25 protein-coding genes are annotated in these 22,710 nt (G+C 39.1%); 13 read left to right on the top strand and 12 right to left on the bottom strand.

Translation table 11 applies throughout. The annotated features are described in order from the left end of the window. The first annotated feature begins 181 nt into the window (after positions 1 to 181). From LPB86_RS03375 to LPB86_RS03390, 4 genes are all read left to right on the top strand, one after another. A complete protein-coding gene (locus LPB86_RS03375) occupies positions 182 to 931 on the top strand; it encodes a hypothetical protein (protein WP_230641132.1) in 750 nt (249 codons plus the stop codon). A gap of 43 nt (positions 932 to 974) precedes the next feature. Then, positions 975 to 2,003, top strand: a complete 1,029-nt coding sequence (locus LPB86_RS03380; protein WP_230641133.1) for a DUF3078 domain-containing protein — start codon at positions 975 to 977, stop codon at positions 2,001 to 2,003. 79 nt (positions 2,004 to 2,082) lie between these two features. Continuing rightward, complete coding sequence (gene ffh / locus LPB86_RS03385) at positions 2,083 to 3,423, top strand: signal recognition particle protein (RefSeq protein ID WP_230641134.1); 1,341 nt, start codon at positions 2,083 to 2,085, stop codon at positions 3,421 to 3,423. 105 nt (positions 3,424 to 3,528) lie between these two features. Then, the gene (locus tag LPB86_RS03390; RefSeq protein ID WP_230641135.1) at positions 3,529 to 5,067 is read left to right on the top strand and encodes a YifB family Mg chelatase-like AAA ATPase; all 1,539 of its coding nucleotides are present in this window, start codon (positions 3,529 to 3,531) and stop codon (positions 5,065 to 5,067) included. On the opposite strand, the gene LPB86_RS03395 is transcribed toward LPB86_RS03390, so the two are convergent. Together LPB86_RS03395 and htpG are read right to left on the bottom strand one after the other, a co-directional pair. After that, positions 5,068 to 5,355 (bottom strand): hypothetical protein, encoded by a 288-nt coding sequence (locus LPB86_RS03395; RefSeq protein ID WP_230641136.1) that lies wholly within the window; start codon positions 5,353 to 5,355, stop codon positions 5,068 to 5,070. A 45-nt stretch (positions 5,356 to 5,400) separates the two neighbouring features. After that, on the bottom strand, positions 5,401 to 7,290 hold the full coding sequence (gene htpG, locus LPB86_RS03400) for a molecular chaperone HtpG (protein WP_230641137.1): 1,890 nt from the start codon (positions 7,288 to 7,290) through the stop codon (positions 5,401 to 5,403). Positions 7,291 to 7,427: 137 nt separating this feature from the next. Between htpG and LPB86_RS03405 the strand changes: the two genes are divergently transcribed. Genes LPB86_RS03405 through def form a run of 4 tightly spaced genes read left to right on the top strand, consistent with a single transcriptional unit; the run spans position 7,428 to position 11,441 of the window. Further along, complete coding sequence (locus tag LPB86_RS03405; protein ID WP_230641138.1) at positions 7,428 to 8,402, top strand: DUF2157 domain-containing protein; 975 nt, start codon at positions 7,428 to 7,430, stop codon at positions 8,400 to 8,402. Positions 8,403 to 8,404: 2 nt separating this feature from the next. Continuing rightward, positions 8,405 to 9,586 carry a hypothetical protein gene (locus LPB86_RS03410; RefSeq protein ID WP_230641139.1) on the top strand — a complete coding sequence of 394 codons (1,182 nt, stop codon included), beginning with the start codon at positions 8,405 to 8,407 and terminating at the stop codon, positions 9,584 to 9,586. A 46-nt stretch (positions 9,587 to 9,632) separates the two neighbouring features. Continuing rightward, positions 9,633 to 10,862 carry a pitrilysin family protein gene (locus LPB86_RS03415; protein WP_230641140.1) on the top strand — a complete coding sequence of 410 codons (1,230 nt, stop codon included), beginning with the start codon at positions 9,633 to 9,635 and terminating at the stop codon, positions 10,860 to 10,862. Between the two features lie 18 nt (positions 10,863 to 10,880). Then, positions 10,881 to 11,441 (top strand): peptide deformylase, encoded by a 561-nt coding sequence (def, locus tag LPB86_RS03420; protein WP_230641141.1) that lies wholly within the window; start codon positions 10,881 to 10,883, stop codon positions 11,439 to 11,441. A gap of 10 nt (positions 11,442 to 11,451) precedes the next feature. Here def and LPB86_RS03425 read toward each other — a convergent pair whose 3' ends face one another. From LPB86_RS03425 to LPB86_RS03435, 3 genes are read right to left on the bottom strand one after another with little or no spacing between them, the layout of a single operon-like run. Beyond that, a complete protein-coding gene (locus LPB86_RS03425) occupies positions 11,452 to 12,093 on the bottom strand; it encodes a hypothetical protein (RefSeq protein WP_230641142.1) in 642 nt (213 codons plus the stop codon). Positions 12,094 to 12,146: 53 nt separating this feature from the next. Further along, complete coding sequence (locus LPB86_RS03430) at positions 12,147 to 12,392, bottom strand: NifU family protein (protein ID WP_230641143.1); 246 nt, start codon at positions 12,390 to 12,392, stop codon at positions 12,147 to 12,149. A gap of 33 nt (positions 12,393 to 12,425) precedes the next feature. Then, positions 12,426 to 13,502: an Mrp/NBP35 family ATP-binding protein gene (locus LPB86_RS03435; RefSeq protein ID WP_230641144.1), complete on the bottom strand. Its 1,077-nt coding sequence runs from the start codon at positions 13,500 to 13,502 to the stop codon at positions 12,426 to 12,428. Positions 13,503 to 13,621: 119 nt separating this feature from the next. Between LPB86_RS03435 and LPB86_RS03440 the strand changes: the two genes are divergently transcribed. From LPB86_RS03440 to LPB86_RS03450, 3 genes are read left to right on the top strand one after another with little or no spacing between them, the layout of a single operon-like run. Continuing rightward, a complete protein-coding gene (locus LPB86_RS03440; RefSeq protein ID WP_230641145.1) occupies positions 13,622 to 15,772 on the top strand; it encodes a transglycosylase domain-containing protein in 2,151 nt (716 codons plus the stop codon). Positions 15,773 to 15,774: 2 nt separating this feature from the next. After that, positions 15,775 to 16,314, top strand: a complete 540-nt coding sequence (gene hpt / locus LPB86_RS03445; protein WP_230641146.1) for a hypoxanthine phosphoribosyltransferase — start codon at positions 15,775 to 15,777, stop codon at positions 16,312 to 16,314. 41 nt (positions 16,315 to 16,355) lie between these two features. Beyond that, positions 16,356 to 17,015 (top strand): phosphatidylserine decarboxylase family protein, encoded by a 660-nt coding sequence (locus LPB86_RS03450; RefSeq protein ID WP_230641147.1) that lies wholly within the window; start codon positions 16,356 to 16,358, stop codon positions 17,013 to 17,015. A 131-nt stretch (positions 17,016 to 17,146) separates the two neighbouring features. Here the strand turns inward: LPB86_RS03450 and rplS are convergent, their stop codons facing one another. Both rplS and LPB86_RS03460 read right to left on the bottom strand, forming a co-directional pair. Continuing rightward, entirely contained in the window at positions 17,147 to 17,494 is a 348-nt protein-coding gene (gene rplS, locus LPB86_RS03455) for a 50S ribosomal protein L19 (protein WP_255695477.1), read from the bottom strand. Between the two features lie 166 nt (positions 17,495 to 17,660). After that, positions 17,661 to 17,930, bottom strand: a complete 270-nt coding sequence (locus tag LPB86_RS03460; protein ID WP_230641148.1) for a hypothetical protein — start codon at positions 17,928 to 17,930, stop codon at positions 17,661 to 17,663. Positions 17,931 to 18,053: 123 nt separating this feature from the next. On the opposite strand from LPB86_RS03460, the gene LPB86_RS03465 reads away from it, so the two are divergent. Next, complete coding sequence (locus LPB86_RS03465) at positions 18,054 to 18,416, top strand: hypothetical protein (protein WP_230641149.1); 363 nt, start codon at positions 18,054 to 18,056, stop codon at positions 18,414 to 18,416. Here LPB86_RS03465 and trmD read toward each other — a convergent pair. The 5 genes from trmD to LPB86_RS03490 all read right to left on the bottom strand — a co-directional run bounded on the left by trmD (position 18,413) and on the right by LPB86_RS03490 (position 22,260). Beyond that, positions 18,413 to 19,087: a tRNA (guanosine(37)-N1)-methyltransferase TrmD gene (gene trmD, locus LPB86_RS03470; protein ID WP_230641150.1), complete on the bottom strand. Its 675-nt coding sequence runs from the start codon at positions 19,085 to 19,087 to the stop codon at positions 18,413 to 18,415. The genes LPB86_RS03465 and trmD overlap by 4 nt on opposite strands. 14 nt (positions 19,088 to 19,101) lie before the next feature. Then, positions 19,102 to 19,629: a ribosome maturation factor RimM gene (gene rimM / locus LPB86_RS03475; protein ID WP_230641151.1), complete on the bottom strand. Its 528-nt coding sequence runs from the start codon at positions 19,627 to 19,629 to the stop codon at positions 19,102 to 19,104. A gap of 72 nt (positions 19,630 to 19,701) precedes the next feature. After that, positions 19,702 to 20,274, bottom strand: a complete 573-nt coding sequence (locus tag LPB86_RS03480) for a 30S ribosomal protein S16 (RefSeq protein ID WP_230641152.1) — start codon at positions 20,272 to 20,274, stop codon at positions 19,702 to 19,704. Between the two features lie 105 nt (positions 20,275 to 20,379). Beyond that, positions 20,380 to 21,363, bottom strand: coding sequence for a 6-phosphofructokinase (pfkA, locus tag LPB86_RS03485; protein ID WP_230641153.1), 984 nt, complete (start codon positions 21,361 to 21,363; stop codon positions 20,380 to 20,382). 120 nt (positions 21,364 to 21,483) lie between these two features. Continuing rightward, positions 21,484 to 22,260: a biotin--[acetyl-CoA-carboxylase] ligase gene (locus LPB86_RS03490; RefSeq protein WP_255695478.1), complete on the bottom strand. Its 777-nt coding sequence runs from the start codon at positions 22,258 to 22,260 to the stop codon at positions 21,484 to 21,486. A gap of 43 nt (positions 22,261 to 22,303) precedes the next feature. Between LPB86_RS03490 and rsfS the strand changes: the two genes are divergently transcribed. Further along, positions 22,304 to 22,678: a ribosome silencing factor gene (rsfS, locus tag LPB86_RS03495; RefSeq protein ID WP_230641155.1), complete on the top strand. Its 375-nt coding sequence runs from the start codon at positions 22,304 to 22,306 to the stop codon at positions 22,676 to 22,678. The last annotated feature ends 32 nt before the right edge of the window (positions 22,679 to 22,710 follow it).

Consider the following 22,710-nt stretch of genomic DNA (forward strand, 5'->3'; position numbering starts at 1 on the left):
CAACTAAAGTCATGAACTATCCTGCTAAGCAAAACAAGCCTTTTATCATCATGACAGCTTCATTTCTATTAAAAACAGTGCACATAAGTGGGAAAAAAGTATACTTTTATAAGCGGCAAACGTTAGTTAAATAATGTTAATGATTATGCCCCTGAACACTTAAATAGTAGCTTTGTTATTCATGAGACTTTATTTTTTGGCTTTTTTTAGTATCCTGTCATTTAACGCACTTGCTCAGGAAAAACCTGTGCTGGGCTTTGTTATAGATAAGGTTTCTAAGCAAAGGCTGGCTAAAGTATACATCTATAACTCCCGGAACGACGAGGGCTTATACAATACCACTAAGGGAGAATTTAAAACTGAGGCCCTTGTTGGTGACACCTTATTTGCCGCGCTGCAAGGTTACGCCCTGGATACGGTAATATTTAAAGGACAGACAGCAATCTATTTTCAATTGAGGCCCTTATCGATACGATTAAGAGAGGTAGCCATTTTGGGGAGGATGATTACACCTGAAGAGCAAAAGGACAAACTTCAAAAAGAATACAAATATGCATTGGATAGAGGCAGCTCCCGGGATTTGCTTACTATAGGCTCTGCAGGGGCTGGATTAGGGATTGATGCTATTTATAATTTGCTTAGCCGTAAAGGAAAAAATGCCCGTCACCTTCAGGAAATCCTGGAAAGAGATTACAGGGAATCGATTATTGATTACCGATTTAGAAAAGACTATATTAAACATGTTATCCCTATTGGCAAAGAGGAAATAACAGATTTTATGCAGCAATACCGGCCAACTTATGATTTTGTATTGTCGGCCTCGGAATATGCTTTTATTGTTTTTCTGAAGAACAACTATGCGGCCTACAAAAGAAATCCTAAAGCCTTTAGACTTCCTCCGCTCCCGAAAGTAACTATCGAGAAATTTTAGATAAACTTTCGATTACGCCACAATTTTGTTTTTCTTTGTAGTAATGAAGTGTTTTTACGTTTTTTTGCTATTTTTAAGTGTAGGATCAACGGTGCTAAAGGCTCAGGAAGTTGACACAATTCCTATCAATACCAAAGATTTAAACATTAAACTCAAAAGAAGCCCTCTTCCTTCAAGAATGGGAACCCTCCTTTTTAAGCCGGTACAATTAACCCCAATAGTGGTTAATGCTAAAGTAAATTACTGGAAAACCAAAACAAGCGTAGGTTTAAACGTTAACCAGGCTGCTTTTAGCGACAACTGGAGTGGTGGTGGGGTAAACTCTCTTGCCCTTGCGGGTTTAATTAATCATAAAGCGGAATACAGTAAAGAGAATTATAGTTACATATCAGAAGTAATTTTAAATTACGGAAAAGTTAAAAACAAGAACCAGCTGCAAAAGAAAACGGTAGATCGTATTTTTTGGGATAATAAAGCAGCGATACAGCTCTCTAAAAACTGGTACTTCTTTGGATCTGTAAGTTTTGAGTCTCAATTTGACAATGGTTATTCCTATTACAGAGATGCAAATGGAGACGAACAATCCAGGTTAATATCAACCTTCATGTCTCCCGGATACCTTACAGAATCACTGGGTTTTGAGTATAAGCCTTCAAAATACTTCTCTACACGTATAGGCACAGGAACGGCCAGACAAACTTTTGTGCTGGATAATATGAAGCTGCTTGAAGCGAGTGGAAACCCTAATAAGGCAGACAACTTTGGGGTGCCAATTGGTGATAAATTCAGAAATGACCTGGCCTTTCAGCTGGTATCCAGCTTTGAAAAAGATATTTTTCAAAACGTTAACCTGAAAACCAAATACCTGATGTTTATTCCATATGACGATTTGAGCTATACAAATTACAGGCTTGACGTGATGATAACCGCGAAAGTAAACAGGTTTATGAACGTATCTGTTGCTGGTGTTGGGCTATATGATAAAAATATCACCATCAATAAGAACACCCCTGCAAAAATACAAGCCAGTCAAACCCTTGCTTTGGGCTTGGTTTTTGTTTTTCCTCGATAAAGGTTGGATATTAACAGGCTTTCGGGCAAAAATTAATAACTTTGTACTCACAACAATTGAACACTAAGCATTAAAAACAATGTTTGAAAATTTACAGGATAAACTAGACCGCGCATTTAAAGTTTTAAAAGGCCAGGGAAGCATCACAGAGATTAACGTGGCAGAAACCATGAAGGAAATCCGTAAGGCTTTGCTTGATGCCGATGTAAATTATAAAACAGCTAAGGCTTTTACAGATGATGTAAAGGAAAAAGCACTTGGGGCAAATGTTTTAACAGCCGTTTCTCCGGGTCAGTTGCTGACTAAAATAATGAACGATGAGCTTGCTGCCCTGATGGGAGGCAATGTTTCGGAGCTTGATCTTAAAAGTAACCCAACAATTATACTAATTGCAGGTTTAAACGGAGCTGGTAAAACTACTTTTACCGGTAAACTGGCAAATTACCTGAAAAGTAAAGGTAAAAAACCATTACTGATTGCTGGTGACGTTTACCGTCCGGCGGCAGTTGACCAACTCCAGATTTTGGGTGCGCAAATTGGCGTTCCTGTTTATGCTAATAAAGACTCTAAAGATCCTGTAGGGATTGCACTTGAAGGGATTGCTGAGGGTAAAAAACAGCAAAACAACGTCATCATTATAGATACGGCCGGCCGTTTGGCTATTGATGAGCAAATGATGGATGAGATTGCTGCTGTAAAAGCAGGCACCAAACCTCATGAAATTTTGTTTGTGGTAGATGCCATGACAGGTCAGGATGCGGTTAATACCGCAAAGGCATTTAACGATCGCCTGGATTTTACAGGGGTAGTATTAACCAAATTGGATGGTGATACCCGTGGTGGTGCAGCCCTTTCTATTAAATCTGTAGTTGATAAACCGATTAAATTTATTGGTACAGGAGAGAAAATGGAAGCCCTTGATGTTTTTTATCCGGACAGGATGGCTTCAAGGATTTTGGGTATGGGTGATGTGGTTTCCCTTGTTGAGCGTGCACAAGAGCAGTTTAATGAAAAAGAAGCTGCTGAACTTCAAAAGAAAATCCGTAAAAATAAATTCGACTTCAACGATTTTTACAACCAGATCCAGCAAATTAAAAAAATGGGTAACATGAAAGACCTTATGGGCATGATACCTGGCGTAAGCAAAATGATGAAAAACGTGGAAATTGAGGATGATGCTTTTAAAGGTGTGGAATCAATTATCCAATCGATGACAAAGTACGAGCGGGAAAATCCCGACAGCATTGTACAAAGCCGTCGTTTACGCATTGCTAAAGGCTCTGGAAATAAGGTTGAAGATGTGAGTAAACTGATTAAACAGTTTGAAGACATGCGTAAGGTGATGAAACAAATGTCTAATCCGATGGCTGCGGCTAAAATGATGAAAGGGATGCCTAAAATGCCACAAGGAAGAATGTAAATTGATATACTTTTTTGAAGGCCCTGCTTTTTGGCGGGGCTTTTTTTTTACCTTTTATTCGCACTTTATGAAATAAAAAGACATAATTATCAAAATAGATATATTATGCTGGTAAAAACTTTTGGAAGTGCAGTGTTTGGCGTTAACGCATTGACCATTACAATTGAAGTAAGTATTGGGGGTGGAAATAAGTACCACATTGTGGGCTTACCTGACAATGCCATTAAAGAAAGTCTGAAAAGGATAGAAAGTGCCATCCAGACTTCTGGATTACGAATGCCCCGCCAAAAAATTGTAATTAATTTAGCTCCTGCGGACATTAGGAAAGAGGGCTCATCATACGACCTCCCCATAGCCATAGCTATTTTAGCGGCTTCTGGGCAGGTAGAAACCGCAGCACTGAGCAAATACCTGATTATGGGCGAACTTTCGCTTGATGGCGGCTTACAATCGATAAGAGGGGCATTGCCAATCTCTATACAGGCACGCAATGCTGGTTTTGCTGGATTTATTTTACCGGAAGACAATTCCAGAGAAGCTGCGATTGTAAATGAACTGGATATTTTTGGGGTAAAAACGCTGAAAGAGGTAGTCGATTTTTTTAATGGTACCCAAGCACTCAAACCTGTGATCGTAGATACGAGAAATGAATTTTACAACAATGTAAACAGCTATGAGCAGGATTTTTCTGATGTTAAGGGCCAGCAAAATATCAAAAGGGCATTAGAAATTGCCGCAGCAGGTGGGCATAACCTGATATTAATTGGTCCGCCGGGTGCGGGCAAAACCATGCTGGCAAAGCGACTACCTACAATTTTGCCGCCATTAAACCTTCACGAAGCTTTAGAAACCACAAAAATCCATTCTGTAGCAGGCAAATTAAATGCAAAGGAATCTTTAATGACTGAAAGACCATACCGCAGCCCGCATCACACGATTTCTGATGTGGCCCTGGTGGGTGGTGGCAGCAATCCGCAGCCAGGCGAAATTTCACTTGCCCACAACGGTGTCTTGTTTTTAGATGAACTTCCGGAGTTTAAGCGTGCTGTGCTTGAGGTGATGCGCCAGCCCCTGGAAGATCGGCAGGTTAATATATCCCGGTCCAGGTTAAGTGTAGATTACCCCGCCAGCTTTATGCTCATTGCATCGATGAACCCCTGCCCTTGTGGTTTTCACAACCATCCTGAAAAGGAATGCACCTGCCCGGGAGGGGCGGTACAAAAATACCTCAGTAAAATCTCCGGGCCCTTGCTAGACCGTATAGATCTTCATGTAGAAGTAACTCCTGTAAAATTTAATGAGCTGTCATCAACCGAGGCAACAGAAAAGAGCGCCGTAATACGGGAAAGGGTAATTAAAGCGAGGGCATTGCAGGACATTAGGTTTAAAGACTTAACCACCATACATTATAATGCACAAATGAGCCCTAATATGGTGAAGTCGATTTGCAAAATCAATGAGGCTGGAAAAACCTTAATTAAAGCTGCAATGGAAAAACTTGGGCTTTCTGCCCGGGCCTATGATAGGATATTGAAAGTTTCCAGAACCATTGCAGATTTGGAGAATAGCGAAGAAATTAAACTGGAACACCTGGCGGAGGCCATACATTACAGGAGCCTGGACAGGGACAGCTGGACCGGATAATTATCCATCCAGTTCGTCATCCTGATCAAGTTCTCCATCGTAACTTTCTTCTTCATCATCTTCTTCTGGCACATAGGCCAGAATTTGTGCACCAATTTTAGCCACTTCCTCGTCTGTTTCAAACAACGGAAGTGCCGTTTCAGCATCTAGCTTTAACCACTGCAAATCTGTGTCTTTTTGAATCTGTATGTATTCCTTACCATCTTTAAAAATAGTATAGATCTCATTTCCTTCAGGAAATACAGCATAGTCAACGCTGCCGATGGTGATGTCAAATGGTTGTTGCATATTCTAAAAATAGTGGCTGGCCAGGAAAAGCCAGCCACAAAAAAGTTATATTAATTCTACACTTCTGGTTACAAAAGCGGTGAGCTCAGCTCCGGTTAGCATCCCTTGAGACAACAAAGCCAAATCTACTGCTTGTTTAGCCAGCGTACTTTGTGCAGCATCATCTTCTGTACTAAGAATCTTATTGATTAATTTATGGTTTCCATTAATGGCTACCTTGTAGCTATCTGGCATGCTGCCATAGAAACTCATACCGCCACCCATAGCAGCCATGTCTTTCATTCTGCGCATAAACTCGTCCATAGTTACTGTTACCGGCAGTTCTTCTGGGTTAAGACCTACAATTTCAACAGTATAGCCTGGTTTGCTAATTGCTTTATCAAAGATTTCTGCAATTTTTTTAGACTGATCTTCAGTTAAAACAGACTCGATATTTTCGTCCTTTTCAATCAACTTACTTGGAACTCCGGAATCAACACGTTTCATTAAGGTTTTTTCCAGTTTCTGCTCCAGCTGACTTACAAAATGATTGTCAATAGGCGAGTTCATCAACAATACGTCGTAATCTTTTTTATTGGCCGATTGAATGAAGCTATCTTGTTTTTCAGGATCGTTGGCATAAATGTAAACCACCTGTCCGTTTTTATCTGTTTGAATAGGAGCTACTTTTTCACGATATTCATCAAGGGTGAAATGTTCCTTTTTAGTGGTGGTTAGCAAAGCGAAATCTTTGGCTTTATCGTAGAATTTTTCTTCGCTCACCATACCGTACTTCACAAATAATCCGATATCGCTCCATTTCTCTTCGTAAGCTTTACGGTCTTTGTTGAAAAGCTCAGCCAGTTTATCAGCTACCTTTTTGGTAATGTAGCTATTGATCTTTTTAACGTTACTATCTGCCTGTAAGAAACTTCTTGAAACGTTCAATGGAATATCTGGTGAATCAATTACACCATGCAACAACATTAAAAATTCTGGAACAATATCTTTTACTTCATCTGTGATGAATACCTGACGTGAGTACAATTTGATTTTATTGCGCTGCATGTCAAAATCATTTTTCACTTTAGGGAAGTATAACACTCCAGTTAGGTTGAAAGGATAATCTACATTAAGGTGAATCCAGAACAATGGATCTTCAGAGAAAGGATAAAGTTGTTTATAGAAGGCAAGATAGTCCTCGTCTGACAAATCTGCAGGAGCCTTAGTCCAGATTGGGTTTGTAGTATTGATAATGTTGTCAACTTCTACACCAATTGTTTTTGGTTTTCCTTCTTCATCTTCACCATCAGGCTGCTGTTCTGTCTTTGTTCCAAACTTAATGGGCACAGGTAAAAACTTACCGTATTTGTCCAGAATTTCTTCCAGTTTACCTGTTTCCAGGAATTCTTCAGATTCTGCATTAACATGTAAGGTGATTTGTGTTCCGCGGGTAGTTCTGTTACCTTCAGAAATTTCATACTGTGTACTTCCGTCACACACCCAACGCGCTGGCTCAGCGCCATCCTGGTAAGATAAGGTTTGGATTTCAACAAGATCTGAAACCATGAACGCAGAATAAAAACCCAAACCAAACTTACCAATGATCTCATTGGCATCTTTTGCATCTTTGAATTTCTCTACAAACTCACTGGCACCAGAAAATGCTACCTGATTGATGTATTTTTTTATTTCTTCTGCAGTCATACCTAAACCATTGTCTGTGATGGTTATGGTTTTCTGCTCCTTATCAACAGCCACTTCTACCAGTGGATTTCCTAGTTCGCCGTTGTATTGGCCAAGCGCCGCTAAACGTTTGATTTTTTGTACCGCGTCTACAGCATTGGAAACTAATTCACGCAGGAATATCTCATTATCAGAATAAAGGAATTTCTTAATAATGGGAAAAATGTTTTCAGTGTGGATGGAAATACTTCCCTTTTCTTCTATGCTCATATGATAACTCTTTTTTATTACTCCGCTGATATATCAAGGGATGTTCCAATTAATTTTTTTGTCAAATTGACAGCATAGTAATTTTAATAGGATCTTTTTCGTATGATTACATAATTGCATAAAATATTACTGCTGTTATGGAGTTTGATTTACATAGAAGATTACTTGAGGAAGGGCTTATTGGGCCAGAATCGTCGGAAAAGATAAAAGAGAGGTATGCACAGCCCTTATTTTCTTTACACTGGGAGCTAAAAACAATCCTGTATCTTGGGGTAATGCTACTCAGCTCAGGCCTTGGAATATTAATTTATAAGAATATAGATACTATTGGTCATCAAGCTATTCTGACACTTATTGCGTCAGTCAGCACGGTCTGTTTCTTTTACTGTTTTAAAAAGAAAGCCCCCTTTAGTCAAACAAAAGTGAAATCTCCGGATTCATTTTTCGACTATATCCTGCTGTTGGCCTGCCTCAGCTTCATCAGCTTTCTTGGCTACCTACAGTTTCAGTATACTGTTTTTGGTAATCATTATGAACTAGCCACATTAATCCCCATGATGGTGCTCTATTACGTAGCGTATGCATTCGACCACCAGGGTATTCAAGGACTAGCGATTACTAATATGGCCCTTTTTATGGGCATCTCTGCCACACCAAGAGAACTTTTATCAAATGACATATTTGCTCATCCAGACCTGCTTTATACTTATCTCCTATTGGCATTTATATTACTAGCAATGGCCTGGCTGTCTGAAAAGCTTGACTTTAAAAAGCATTTCAAGTTCAATTACCTCCATTTTGGTGTCCACTTGGGCTTTATTACACTACTTTCAGGGTATTTTTATTACTATGAGCTTGGAACTTCCATTTTCTGGCTATTGGGTGTAGCCGTACTCGCTTACCCGCTGTATGTGGATGCAATCAAAGACAAGTCGTTCTATTTCCTACTGCTACTTGTGCTTTACAGTTATGTTGCAATCAGCGCGCTTATAGTACGCATGATGCTTGCGGTTGAAAATTTTGGTATACTAATAATGCTGCCTTTATATTTCATCATAACGGCAATTATACTCATCAGGACTTTGATCAATTTAAACAAAAAGGTAAAATAAAGATGCTCATATACACTAAAATAAGCCTTGATAACCTGATCATTCAGCAACAGGTGGAGGAGGCAAATCAGATGGGAAATTTGTCGGCCGAAGAACTTAAAGCAGTAGTTGCAGCTTACCCGGTAGACCTCTACTGCCCTAATATTTTTATGAGCGTGGGGCTATTTATACTTACCTGCATCATCGTGTCTTTTTCTTCGGGATTGTTTACGCTCTTTGTCTATGATTCTCGCATGGCCAACACGCCTGGTTTTATCGCTTTTCTTGGGCTATGCGCTTATATAGCGCTGGAGCTGCTAGTCAAATCACGCAAACATTATAACTCTGGGGTAGACAATGCCCTGATATGGATATCGGGCGGATTGCTGGTTACAGCATGGCTCTGGGCTACCGAAGGTTCTGATGCTGCCAATGGTACCAATTATGCCTTGGGCTTATCTGCTTTTATTACGGTACTATGCCTTTTCTATACCCTCCGCTTTACTGGCATGCTAACGGCCGCAATCGGCTACCTCGCCGCCCTCGCCTTTCTTGCTGTGGCCTGGTATAAAACGGGAAGTTTCGGCGCGCAAACCCTGCCTTTTGCATTAATTATCCTCTCTTTTGGTGCTTGGTTCTTGTGTAAAAAAGTTATACCGAACAAAAAAGCAAAATATCACCACAACAGTCTGGTGTTACTTCAAGCACTTAGCCTGGTAACCATGTACGCAGCTGGAAATTATTATATGGTACAGGCATTGGGTAACGAATTATATGGTACTAGCGAAACCAGTCCTGCAGCGATTCCTTTTTCGCTATTCTTCTGGATATGGACCTTAGGAATCCCTCTGATGTATATTGGACTGGGACTGCGTAAAAAAGATGTAATATTACTGCGTACAGGCTTATTTCTTGTCGCTGCTGCGGTATTTACATTTAAAGCTTATTACCATGTTGCACCTATTGAAGTAACTTTAACGATTGCTGGTTTTGTATTCCTTGCCCTGGCAGTAGCGGTAAGGAAATATCTGAAATCACCCAGAAAGGGCTTCACCACAGCAGACCTTAATGAAGGAAGGCTCATGGATAAAATAAATGTAGAGTCGCTATTTATCACAGAAACATTTTCAGGCACATCAGCTCCGGGTGCCGACAAGTTTGGCGGGGGCAGCTTTGGCGGAGGTGGCGCTAGTAGTGGATATTAAGATATGACAATCGCTTAGCGAAACGATTCTGTATCTTTGCAACTCAATGGAATACAATGTTCACACTTTGCCAAATGGCATTCGCTTACTTCATGTACCTTCTGAATTTTCTATCTCTCATGCCTGTATCATTATCAACGCAGGTTCAAGAGACGAAAAAGAAGACCAATCTGGCCTTGCTCATTTTATTGAGCACATGGTATTTAAACGCACAGAGAAAAGAAGCACCAACCAAATTTTAAACAGGCTGGAAAGTGTGGGTGCAGATTTAAATGCATACACTACAAAGGAATATACCTGTATCCATGCTTCTTTTTTAAATCCTTACCTTGATAGAACATTAGAACTATTTAATGATATCGTTTTTCATTCTACCTTTCCAGAAGAGGAGATAGATAAAGAAAAAGGGGTAATTCTTGATGAAATAACCTCTTATCAGGACCAGCCAGAGGAGGCCATATACGACGATTTTGAAGATCTTGTTTTTGCCGGACATACATTGGGCAGAAATATTTTAGGAACGGCTGAATCTGTAGAATCCCTTACTCAGCAGGATGTGAAACAATTTATTGCTGAGAATTACCATACCGATAAAATGGTAATTGCTGTAATTGGAAATTACAGTTTGCAGAACCTGATTAAAATTGGCAGCAAATATTACGCTGAAATTCCTGAAAACCTATACCAGGCAAAACGCCTCTCTCCCGTAAAACAGGAAAAGTTTACTATAGAAAGTAAAAAATCAATTACGCAATCTCATACTGTTCTGGGGATGCAATCTTATTCTCTGCACCACCCTTTTAAAACCGGACTACTGCTATTGAACAATCATTTTGGAGGAACCGGCATGAGCTCTGTATTGAACCTGCAGATTAGAGAGAAACATGGTATTGCGTACACCATTGAGTCTAATTTTAGCCCGCTTACGGATACCGGGATCTTTACCCTCTATTTTGGCACAGATAAAGAAAAAGCTGATAAGGCCCTAAGCTTGATTTTTAAAGAAATGAAAAAACTTCGGGAACACCCTTTAACGGAATTGCAGCTACAGAAGGCCAAAAATAAATTCATTGGGCAAATTGCCCTGGGAGAGGAAAACCGCATTGGCCTGATCATTTCTATGGCTAAAAGTCTTATAGAATATGATAAGATTGATGACCTGGATACTGTATTTAAAAAGATCAATGCCGTTACGCCAACCGAGATTGCTCAAATAGCTGAAGAAACCTTTGATGAAAGAAATCTAAGCTCCTTAACGTTTTATCCTTTATTGTAATATTTGTACTTTTGCATCATGAAGTTACCAATTGTAGCCTACGGCGACCCTGTTTTAAGAAAAGTGTGCACCGACATCGATAAAAACTATCCTGAATTGAATCAGCTGATCAGTAATATGTTTGATACGATGTATGCTGCCAGTGGCGTTGGTTTGGCCGCACCGCAAATTGGATTGCCTATACGTCTTTTCATTGTAGATACAGGCGAAGATGAGGATGGCAATAATGGTTATAAAAAGGTTTTTATTAACGCAGAGATTCTGGATGAAACTGGTGAGCCCTGGGCATTTAACGAGGGCTGCTTAAGTATTCCTGATGTTAGGGAAGATGTATTTAGGAAACCTAATGTCCTGATCCGCTATTATGATGAGAACTGGATCTTACATGAGGATGAGGTTACAGGTATGCCTGCCCGTGTAATACAACATGAATACGACCACATTGAAGGTAAGTTATTTACAGACACTTTAAGTTTACTGCGTAAGAGGATGCTAAAATCCAAGTTGGACGGGATCTCAAAAGGAAATGTAAAAACGGATTATAAAATGAAGTTTCCGCAGCAGAACAAGAAAAGGTAAACTGCGCAAATTAATTGTTTTCCTGACGCGTTTTGTCTCCGCTAAATATTTGCTCCATTAATCTGCCCCATGCAAATGGGTTTAACAGGGGATTGGTTTGTACCATGTTTTTATTTAGCGCCCTATCGTGATTTAAACGCCAGTTGATGTTAGAAATTTCTCCGGCATCTCTGGATAACGTTTGGCCCATAGTCCTGATGCTTTGTCCTGAGAGGTTTTTCCTGGCAATTTCTACATCATCATCTGCAATCTTCATGGCTAAAAAATCTTTGGTAAAATCTTCTGTTGTTGCCCATGGATAAACACGCACTGCCGGAAGATAATTGATCTCCAGTTTTAACTTTACCATTACGGTAAACCGATCTTCTTTCAGCCCTGCAGGTATTACTACGGTAGTTTTTGAATAACCAACAGCAGTATACAATAAACTATCTCCAGGATGGGCAATAAAGGAAAAATAGCCTTTATAATTGGCCGCATACATCTGCCCCTTGTTAGAAAGATTTGTAATGGTAACATACGGTACAACATTGTTGCTGTCTACATCCGTAATTACGCCCGAAAATTGGACAAGCCTGTTCCCTGTAGGTATCTGTTGTGCAAATACCCCCGTTACAATAAGAAGTAATATCAGGGTTAGGTTGTACTTCATACCACAAATGTATTGGTTAATACACCAGCAGGCAGTTAAATATTGTTAAATATTTAAACCGTCTCTGTGAGGTTAATGGCTACAACGCCAGTAATTTCCGGCACTGCTTTCACAATTGCTTGTTCTATTCCTGCCTTCATCGTCATAAAACTCATTTTACAAGATCCGCAGTTACCCAATAACTTCAATTTAACAACATTTTCCGCTGTAATCTCTTCTATAGCAACATCTCCCCCATCGGCCATTAAATATGGCCTTATGGTTTCCAAAGCTTGCTCAACTCTTTCTGTTAGATTCATTTCTTGGTTTTAAAATATAAAAATACAAATTTTTTAGCAATTAACCGCTTGCGCATTATTAACGGCTACTTGCTGTGCTATCCTTCCTGCGATCTCCGCAAAAGCGATCGCAGTTTTATTTGCTCTGTCTAAAGCAATAGGTGTACCACGATCTCCTGCTTCGGTAATACCCTGCACAATTGGAATTTCTCCTAAAAATGGCACCTGGAAAGATTCAGCCAGTTCCCTTCCGCCATTTTTGCCAAAAATATAATATTTATTATCCGGTAGCTCCTCAGGAGTAAAATAGGCCATATTTTCAATAACCCCCAATACAGGAATGTTAATGCCAGGCATTTTAAACATGGCAAGGCCTTTTCTGGTATCTGCCAAAGCTACCTGCTGAGGTGTAGTTACAATAACAGCTCCGGAAATAGGAAAGCTTTGGGTAATGGTAATGTGAATATCGCCAGTTCCCGGTGGAAGGTCTACAATAAGATAATCCAACTCTCCCCAGTCTGCATCATTAAACAGCTGTTTTATGGCATTAGAAGCCATAGGCCCACGCCATGGCACGGGTTGATCCGGATCGGAAAAGAAACCCAGCGAAAGCAACTTGACGCCAAACTTTTCAATTGGAAGAATTAAAGTCTTGCCCCCTGCTGTTTCTCTTGCACTTGGCTTGGCTCCGTTTAACCCAAACATGATGGGTACCGAAGGTCCGTAAATATCAGCATCTATTAATCCGGTTTTAGCACCATCTGCAGCCAAAGAGACGGCCAGGTTACTTGCCACTGTAGATTTTCCAACTCCTCCTTTTCCTGAAGAAACTAAAATGATGTTTTTGATGTTATTCAATTGCGTAGTATCAACTGGTTTAGTTACCCTTGACGTAATGTTAATTTGAATTTCTGCTTCCTGATCTACAAAATGCTTAATTGCGTTAAAGCAGGCGTTTTTGAGCATGTCTTTTAAAGGACATGCAGGTGTAGTCAATTCAAGTGTAAAGGATATTTTTTTATCTTCAATTTTTAGGTCTTTGATCATGTTGAGTGTAACCAGATCTTTTTTAAGATCAGGGTCTTCCACATTTCTTAGGGCTGCTAAAACTTGTTCGTTGCTAATTATCATTATCCAAAATTAACAAAACCGAGGCACAATTAATTGATTTTAGGCTTTTTAAGCGTAATTTTAACACGAAATAAACATTTGGAATTAACGTTTCAGGTTATAAACATCTATTTTACAGCATGCAATTCCCAAAAATAACAGTCCCCAAAAAGTATATAAAAATCGGAATCTGGATTATAGGCGCTCTAACGGTAGTTTTTCTCATTATGGGCAGCATTGCATATAGCAAAAGGGAAAACCTGTTAAGGCAAATGATGGCTAAAGCCATTGCCAAAGCAAAGAGGGACTATGGCCTTGATGTAAAAATTGGATCGGCCAACTTTAGCGGATTGAGCACCGTTCATATGACCGCCATTAGTGTGGTGCCAAAAGACAGAGATACCTTAACCACTATAGCAGACCTTACCATAGGCGTAAAGCTATTGCCTCTTACTTTTGGAAATGTAAAACTCTCCGAGATCAACCTGAATTCAGGAAAAATGAATGTGGTATTAAAAGATTCTTTAACAAATCTTGATTTCATACTAAAACGAAAAAAGAAAGACAGTACTGAAACCAATTCCAAGCTGGAACTTAGTGATTTAGCAGAAAGGGTGCTAAACCAGATTTTGTATAAAATCCCCGATAACATGGAGATCAAAAACCTGACGTTTCAGCTTAATGACAATGACACAGCTCAGTTAAAACTGCTAACCACAACGGCAACTATTGATGACGGTGATTTAAAATCTACCATTCTTGTAAATGGAAACGAATCAACCTGGCATTTAAACGGAACCGTTAAGCCAGGCAAAAAACAGATGGATGTGTTGTTTTTTGCCGATGGCAAAAAAGTTGAATTGCCATTTTTGGAAAGGAAGATGCACGTAAAACTTAATTTCGATACCATTAGAACCGAAATGAAAAGTGCGGAGTACAGCGGCAGCGATTTTAAAATAACAGGATCCTGGTCTGTAAAAAACCTGCTCATTAACCACCCCAAAATTGCATCAAATGACATTGTTGTACCGGACGCTAAAATTGATGCCGACTTGCTGGTAGGAAAAAATTACATTGCACTGGACAGCACTTCAACTATATTTTTGAGGCAGGCAGAGCTTCATCCTTATTTAAAATATACACTTTCGCCTAACAAAATCTATGAGGTTAAGCTTCACGCGGCGGAGCAAGAGGCCCAGAATCTTTTAAATGCTTTTCCGCAGGGACTATTTGAATCCCTGGAGGGCTTAAAGGTAAGTGGCAAGGTAAAATATGATTTAAACTTTTACCTGGATAGCTCAATCCCAGACAGCGTACAGTTCAACTCTTCCCTTACCCCTTCAAACCTGAAGATATTGAAATGGGGAAAAACAAACCTCCAGAAAATCAACAGCAGTTTTGTATATACCCCTTATGAATACGGAAAACCAATGCGCGACATCACCATTGGCCCTTCTAATCCCAATTTCACACCTTTGTCGCAGATCTCGTCAAATTTTAAAAATGCAGTGTTAACCTCAGAAGACCCCTCATTTTTTACCCATAAAGGCTTTGTACAGGAGTCTATCCGGAGGTCTTTTGCAGTAAATTTAAAAGAGAAAAAGTTTGTAAGAGGCGGCAGTACAATCTCTATGCAATTGGTAAAAAATGTGTTTTTAAGTCGCAAGAAAACACTTGCACGTAAGGCAGAAGAGATTCTGATTGTCTGGCTAATCGAAAACAACAGACTGATCAGTAAGCAAAGAATGCTGGAAGTGTATTGCAATATTATTGAAATGGGCCAAAATGTATATGGAATTGGCGAAGCATCCAGACATTATTTTAGTAAAAATCCGGCTGACCTAACCATTGGAGAAGGCATCTTTTTTGCCAACATTGTACCGCGGCCAAAAATTGCACTCTATAAGTTTAGAGGTGATGGTGGCTTAAAAGACTATCTATATCCATACTTTAAATATATGGGCAATATTATGGCGCGCAGGGGGCTTACCCCTGTTGATACCAATGGCTATGGCTTTTATAATGTGAGGCTGAGGGAAGGGCTGAGACAATACCTGCTTCCTGATTCTACACCTGTGGATACAAGTGGGTTTGATGATGAAGAGATGCCCGCCATACAAACTCAGGATGAATCTAAAAATTTGTTTGACAGGATTTTTGGTAAAAAGGATACCACAAATTCATCTGTACGACCGGATACCACAAAGAGCAAAAAGCAATTGAGACAGGAACGCAGAGAAGAAAAGCGCAAACAAAAGGAGATGGAAAAGCAAAGCAAACTAGGCGCATAAGTATGAACACCATCCAAATTGCCGATAAAAAATTTGAGCTTTTAATGGAGAATGAAACGATTAACAAAAGGATTCGTTTGATTGGCATTCAGCTCAACGTAGATTATGAAGACCGCTGCCCTGTATTTATTGGCGTACTTAATGGCAGTTTTATCTTCATGGGCGATTTGCTTAAGGAAATTGAAGTGCCCTGTGAGGTGGAATTTATTAAGGTATCTTCTTATAGGGGAACTGAAAGCATAGGAACAATTAAAGAAGTGATAGGCCTTCCTGAAAACCTGGGTAACCGGGATGTGATCATCGTTGAAGATATTGTGGATACTGGAATCACCATAAAACACATCATTGATCAAGTTTACCTGCAAAAGCCCGCATCAGTAAAAGTTTGTAGCCTGCTGTATAAGCCCGCAGCACTGCGCGCTCCCGTTGAGGAACTACAATATACAGGATTTGAAATTCCGAACGATTTTGTAGTAGGCTATGGGCTAGACTATAATGGTCTGGGTAGAAATCTGAAAGAAATATACCGCGCTATTCTTTAAATAATTTTTCACATTTTTGCAGCTAACAAACATTTAAATCAATGACCATCCATAAAGAGGGCTATACCACTATCGCAGTATCTGTACTGTTTATTTTTATTGTAAACGCTGTAATAGATTATAAATTTGCTGACATTACCTGGCTTCGTTATTTTGTTTATCTCCTTTCTCTGGTGTTATTTGTAACGGTACTACAGTTTTTCAGGAATCCATCCAGATCATTTACGCTATCTCATAATCAGATTATTTGCCCTGCAGATGGTAAAGTGGTTGTTATAGAAGAAACAGAAGAGGGCGAATATTTTAAAGATAAAAGACTGCAGGTTTCTATATTCATGTCACCAGTAAATGTGCATATCAATAGAAATCCTATTTCTGGTATCGTAAAGTTTTTCAAATATCATCCGGGAAAATACCTGGCGGCATGGAATCCGAAATCATCTACAGAGAACGAGCGTACAACCGTTGTTGTAGAGCATGAAAATGGCACAGCAATACTTTACAGGCAAATTGCCGGCGCATTAGCCAGGCGTATTGTATGGTATGTTAAAGAAGGTGACGCCGTAGAGCAGGGCAAGGAATTTGGATTTATTAAATTCGGCTCTAGAGTAGATCTCTTTTTACCTCTGGGAACGAAGGTAGACCTACAGTTAAATCAGGTAGTAAAAGGCGGAATTACAGTTCTTGGAGAACTATCCTAGCGAAGTATAACTTATAAAAAGGACAAGCGGTCAGAAATGGCCGCTTTTTTTTGTACCTGGTTTTAAATAATTTAGGCCAACAAAAAAACCCCACTGATATCATCAGTGAGGTTCGTATATCGACAGGTAAATTAAACCCTTTTTGACTTGATACGAGCAGCTTTACCAGTTAGTTCACGTAGGTAGAATAATTTCGACCTGCGTACTTTACCGTGGCTGTTTACTTCTACTTTGTCAATGTTTGGAGAGTTGATAGGGAAAATACGTTCCACACCAACACCGTTAGACATTTTACGAACTGTAAAAGTTTCGCTAGCACCTGTACTGTTACGTTGCAGTACTACACCTTGATAAATTTGAATACGTTCTTTGTTACCTTCACGTATTTTATAGTGAACACTAACTGTATCTCCTGATTTGAATGCAGGAAACTCATTTTTTGCGATTACCTGCTCTTCAACAAATTTTACTAAATCCATGATATTAAGCTATTAAGCCGACTTTTTGTTGTTTAAAATCGGACTGCAATATTAGGAATATTTTTTCAAAAAAAAAAGTGAATTTCGTTTTTTTCCACATTATTTTAATTTTCCACATTTTGGTGCTAAAATTAATGATCGGGGCATGTAAGCATTCCCAGGCTTTTCACTGCTTTGCCATTGCTTTAAGACTTATTCCAGTAAGCTTAAAATTCTGAAGGCCTCCAGACTCGAGCTCAAATAAAATTTCCATCATCTTTACTTTTTCGTAAGGAATATCTTGCTTATCACCTATTTCTATGCTTCGGTAATTATGGAAAGTATTAGGCGCTATATTTAGAATCTCGGGAATCATCCTCATTGCAAAACGGTGCTCCTTGATGGTAAGAAGGTCTAAACATTCATTAATTCTATACTTTTTTTCTGCATTTTCCATTCGTGTTCATCGGTTAATTTAAAATTTTATCTATTTTTATCACAATATATTGCCAACACACACAATATTAAGGCTAATATACATATTATTTTTATTGTTTTTACCAGATTTACCAATTATTCTATGGCTTTAAAAAGTATTGTTGATGATTTATTATTAAGTAAAAACAGATCTTTAACCTGGCTGTCAAAAGAAATGTCGAAAACTTTTGACGGGCTAAAGCTTAGCCTAAATAAGGAAACTTTGAAATATAAAGACTTGATATTAATGGCGAAGGTTTTAGAGGTGCATCCTGCGATGCTGTTTAAGTCTGATAGCGTAGTTAACTATGGCAACAACGACACCTACCCTATGCTATCAGAGGAAGAAGCTAAATATAGCGACTTGAAAGGCAACCTTAAAAATTGCAGGGAAATGGTATCTGCACTGAAAGATCAGATAAAAGATAAAGAAAAGATTATAATACTGCTCAGTAAGGACAGTTAATCTAAGAGATCAGGCCTTCTTTGTTTAGTTCTGTCAAGCGCTTGTTCATGTCGCCATTCATTGATTTTAGCCTCGTGGCCGCTCAATAATATATCAGGAACTTTATGCCCGTTCCAGTCTGCCGGACGTGTGTATACAGGGGCATCAAGTAATTCTCCCTGGAAACTATCAGATAAGGCAGAAGTCTCATCGCCTATAACACCAGGAATCAACCTGATTATTGCATCCACCAAAACTGCTGCAGGTAATTCTCCACCAGAAAGGACATAATCGCCAATAGATATTTCGCGGGTTACAAATAAATCCCTGATGCGCTGGTCAATTCCTTTATAATGTCCGCAGAGGATCATCACATTTCCTTTTCCTGAAAGCTCATTTGCAATAGACTGGTTAAGTGTAACCCCATCAGGGCTCATGAAAATGATTTCGTCGTACTCCCGTTCCTGCTTTAAGGATTCAATACATTTTGCAAATGGCGCAATAGACATCACCATCCCGCTTCCACCTCCGTAAGGATAATCGTCCACACTCTTTTGTTTATTCTCAGAATAATCCCTAAGGTTATGGACTACAATTTCTGCAATTCCCTTTTTTTGCGCACGCTGTAATATGGAATGAGCAAAAGGACTTTGCAGAAGATCAGGTAAAACGGAAATGATATCAAAACGCATAGACGAAGATAAGATTAATTTGACAAGTATAGGTCGATCAAACCATCAGGCAATTCAACCAACATCGTTTTCTGATCCTCATCAATTTCTACAATCATATCTTCGTTTAAAGGAAATAAAACTTCTTTGCCCTGATAGGAAATGGTTGCTACAAATTGTTGAGGATATTCATTTACTTCCAGTATTTCGCCCAGTTCACCATGATTTTCGTCCGAAACCACAAAACCCTTTAAGTCTGTATATTGAAAATCCTCATCGCTTCTGTCTGGCATCTTATTTAATGGCAAATAAACCTTCTTTTTAACTAAAGGCTGTGCTTTATCTATATGGTCTATATCATCGAAATAAAAGTTCCCTGTACTATTGTTTTGAAGTTTAAAGGCAGAAACAAAATAAGGCACCAGTTTACCCGTGGTTTCTACAAAAACAACATCAAGGTCTAACAAATCCGGCGCATCGTATTCAAAGAAAAGTTGAAGTTCTCCTTTTAGCCCTTTAGTTTTTGTAATGTACCCTATATAGAATGCCTCTTCCTGTTTCATTTTTACTGTAAATAAAAATAGCGAAGGAATTCAAAAGAATAACCTTCGCTATTGATGTTAAAAAAACAATTATTATGCTTTTTCTTCTGCTGATGCTTCATCAGCTGGAGTTTCTTCAACTGCAGCAGTAGTTTCTGCTTCAGGAGCTTCTTCAACAGCTTCCTCTTCAACAACCTCTTCTGCTACAGGAGCATTTTTGATTGCCAGAGCGGCAGCGCGATCTGCATTTTTCTTAGATTCAGCAGCAAGCGCAATTTGTTTTGCCTCATCCTTAGATTTAACAAGATTGTCTTTTTTGCCTTCAATTTTTTCTCCTTTTGAGCTCAACCACTCAGCAAATTTAGTTGCTGCTTGTTCTTCGGTTAAAGCGCCTTTTTTAACACCACCTTCTAAGTGTTTTTTGTATAAAACACCTTTGTAAGAAAGGATAGCACGACAAGTATCTGTAGGTTCAGCACCTTTGTTTACCCAGTCTAAAGCTTTTTCAAAGTTAATTTCGATAGTAGCAGGATTGGTATTTGGGTTGTAAGAACCTAAACGCTCAATAAATTTACCATCTCTTGGTGAACGGGAATCCGCTACCACTACGTGGAAAAAAGGTTTCCCTTTTTTACCGAATCTTTGCAATCTGATTTTAGTTGCCATTTGTTTTTTAGTTTATGTATTCAACATAGATCCCGGAGCTTTATGCTTGCGGGGCTGCAAAAGTAATTAAAATACTAATGATTAGCAAGATGCATCAGTCATTTTTTATAATGATAAGATTTCTACCAACTTTAACCACGCCGGACTTACTTCTTCAGCATCTATATGCTTAATGGCATGATCAAATGGTGTAAACAAAATTTCCCGGTTTACCTGTCCAACCATTTCTCCTGAACGGCCATTAACAAGTCCTTCTACAGCGGCAACGCCAAAGCGACTGGCCAAAACCCTATCCATACAACTAGGCTTACCCCCTCTTTGAATGTGACCCAAAACAGACACCCTGATGTCATACGCAGGAAAACGCTCCTTTAATACCTCACCAACATTAAAAGCGCCGCCAACTTCATCTCCCTCTGCTACAATAACAATTTTGGAAGATTTATCTTTACGGCCAGATGCCAACCTGGTTACCAAGCCTTCTACACCCATATTCGCTTCCGGAATCAAAATAGCCTCAGCACCTACACCGATACCGCTTCTTAAAGCGATCAACCCAGAATCGCGCCCCATTACTTCTACAATAAATAACCGGTCATGGGATTCAGCCGTATCCCTTATCTTATCCACAGCATGTACCACTGTATTTATTGCGGTATCATATCCAATGGTAAAATCAGTTCCAACAAGATCATTATCTATTGTTCCTGGCAAACCTACCACTGGAAAATCATATTCATTGGTAAACAGATTTGCACCCGTAAAAGTACCATCACCACCAATAACCACTAAGGCGTCAATATGATGTTTCTTTAACTGCTCAAAAGCTTTCTTTCTGCCCTCTGCTGTTCTAAACTCATCACTTCTGGCGGTTTTCAGAATAGTTCCCCCACGTTGAATGATGTTGGCTACCGATTTCCTGTCCATGTCAATAAAATCACCATGAATTAATCCCTCATAACCCCTCAGTATGCCTGTTACGTTTAAATCATAATAAATTCCGGCCCTTACCACTGCCCTTATGGCAGCATTCATCCCAGGAGCATCTCCTCCGGAAGTCAGCACTCCAATATTTTTAATCTTAGTCATGATCTGCTTTATTATACACTGATTATTATTGCTCGTTGCCTTTTACGTCAAAATGTAAAAAGCCGTGAAGTTACTTTTTTTTTTCAATTCCCAATTGAACCAATTCTTTTCAAATTAATATCAATCAACATTCACAAAAGCGATTTCTTTGAAACCATATTGCTGAACTGAATGTGCCGATCGCAGCACCAACAAGCCTTCCAAAGTAACGTCCTCAATTTGTCCATCAACAGTTTTTCCATCAACTAAATATAAAGCCTTCTCATTGTACCTGTAAAGATTTTTAAGATACGCAGACTGTAGGCATTTATAATTTGCAGATTTAAGTTTTAAATATTCTTTTTCTATGCTCCCGCATAAATTTAAAAGTAATTCCGGAACGTCAAATTTCTGCTGTAAAATCTGGTAAACTGAAGTAGCACGCCGGGCTAAATCTACATCAAAGTGCTCTTGGTTCACATTTAATCCAATGCCAATTATGGCTGATTTGTACCGGAACCCTGCAATGGTATTCTCAATTAACATTCCTCCTATTTTTTTATCTCGGTAATAAAAGTCATTTGGCCACTTTATCTTCACAAAAGCACCCATTAAATTTTGCAGTACTTCACATACCGCTAAGCTGATAGACATATTCAGCAAAAACTGCTGTGCAGGAGTCAAAAAGCCTGGTGTTAAAAACAAACTAAAAGTTAAGTTCATACCTGGCTCTACCCGCCAGGCATTGCCTTGCTGCCCTCTTCCAGCAAATTGATTCTCTGCCATAATAACAGTTCCCTCGGGTAATGGCTCGGAATTTGACACCATTGCCTTCATAAAGTTATTGGTAGAATCAACCTCAGTTAATTTTATAAGATTTTGGCCAACAAATAATGTTGAAAAAGTGTTATTTTGCAAGTGTTGATTTTATAGTTGTTATGATCAAAACTAAAATATTTTAATGATAAAAAAGAAAATAGTAAACCTCTCCACATACCTCTCAGAAATCGCTATTCATGGCATTCAGGAAAAAAAAGGAAATGATATTGTCCGCCTGGATTTAAGAGAACTTAACAGTTCTGTTTCAGATTATTTCGTCATTTGTAACGCAGATTCCTCTACGCAGGTAAAAGCCATCGCTGATAGCGTAGAGGAGGAAATATATAAAAATACCCAAACCAACCCATGGAGGAAAGAAGGCCAGGAATCTGCAGAATGGATTATTTTAGATTATTTTGACATTGTAGTTCATATATTTAAAACCGAAAAGCGCGATTTCTATGGAATTGAAGATTTATGGGGCGACGCTCAAAGCACTTCTTACCAAAGTGCCTAATTATTTTATACAAATACATTTTTGAATTGAAG

This window comes from Pedobacter sp. MC2016-14 (assembly GCF_020991475.1).
Classification (GTDB): Bacteria; Bacteroidota; Bacteroidia; order Sphingobacteriales; family Sphingobacteriaceae; genus Pedobacter.